At 35.4% G+C, this 1,090-nt stretch carries 2 protein-coding genes; both read right to left on the bottom strand.

What is annotated here, in order from left to right:
- Positions 1-164: 164 nt before the first annotated feature.
- Positions 165-488 carry a type II toxin-antitoxin system HicB family antitoxin gene (locus ACIR131C_RS0104035; protein WP_028089158.1) on the bottom strand — a complete coding sequence of 108 codons (324 nt, stop codon included), beginning with the start codon at positions 486-488 and terminating at the stop codon, positions 165-167.
- Positions 481-753 (bottom strand): toxin HicA, encoded by a 273-nt coding sequence (locus tag ACIR131C_RS0104040; protein WP_028089159.1) that lies wholly within the window; start codon positions 751-753, stop codon positions 481-483. Before ACIR131C_RS0104040 ends, ACIR131C_RS0104035 begins: the two co-directional genes overlap by 8 nt.
- Between the last annotated feature and the right edge of the window lie 337 nt (positions 754-1,090).

Here is a 1,090-nt window from a genome sequence, read left to right on the forward strand (position 1 = left end):
TCAGGTATAATTTAGGATAAAATATCACTTTAAATTTTTATGTCAGCGAAAGATATATTTCACAATACTGTTAAAATAGCCTGAGAAAAGGAGAATTGGCAAATTATCATAAAAAAGAGGCTTTAAGCCAAGCCTCCACCAAAATAAATTTCATTAATCAATAATCAACCAAGTTTATAACTGATATATCGGTTCAGACTAACTTTTTCTTCTGCGGCTTCTATAGCTAATTTGCGGTGTAGTGCCGGAGTGATGCGTACCTGAAATTTACCACTATATTGCTTTTCTGCTAATGGCTCTGGAGGTATCTCCCTAGTAGTTTCCATATCAGTTAGTATATCTTTCACTAGCTCTATAATACCTTTGAGAGCAGTAAAATTATCTTCATGAAGATAAGACAGACTAGGAAATTCAGCACACAAACCCACAAATTCTTGATCCTCTTGTGACCAAGTAACTCTATATGTATAGTGGTTGTGATTAACCATTTTCCGATTCCTCAGTTTCTTCAATTGCTGCTAATTTTTCTATCGCATCCAAAACTTGTCTAACTTGATAGGGCTTTGCCTTTCCTTTGTCGCTTTGGATGTTGACTCGCGGATCTCCACCCCAGGGCATTTTGTAGACACAGTGGCTTGTCCCTTGCTGTCTAGGTTCTCCAAAATAATGAGTGCAAACCTTTACTAAATCAGTAAAGTTTACGTTCTGAGGATTATTTTTGAGTTCAGCAAGGATTTTTTTTATTTGTGTCATCTTCAGGTTTCCTTTTGTATATAAAATCCATGTCAATGTCAATTAATTAAAATCACTTAGATTTTACTCAGTATTAACAATGCACGAATGTAGAAACCTTAAACACTGTTCCCAGTCAAGGTGGATAAATGCTGATCATAAGAAATTGAACTTTAGATAGAATGCCATAATGTTGATAGCTCAATTATAGGATCAATATTGGTACTATGTCAACCCTTTTTTTGATGGTAGGTATAAATATAGCGTAACTGTTACCAGGGGCAAGGTCAGTAGTTGTAGGTTGGGTTGAAGAATGAAACCCAACATCTTTATAATGTTATTGCGTTGGGTTGCGCTT

The sequence above is a fragment of the Dolichospermum circinale AWQC131C genome (assembly GCF_000426905.1).
Classification (GTDB): Bacteria; Cyanobacteriota; Cyanobacteriia; order Cyanobacteriales; family Nostocaceae; genus Dolichospermum; species Dolichospermum circinale.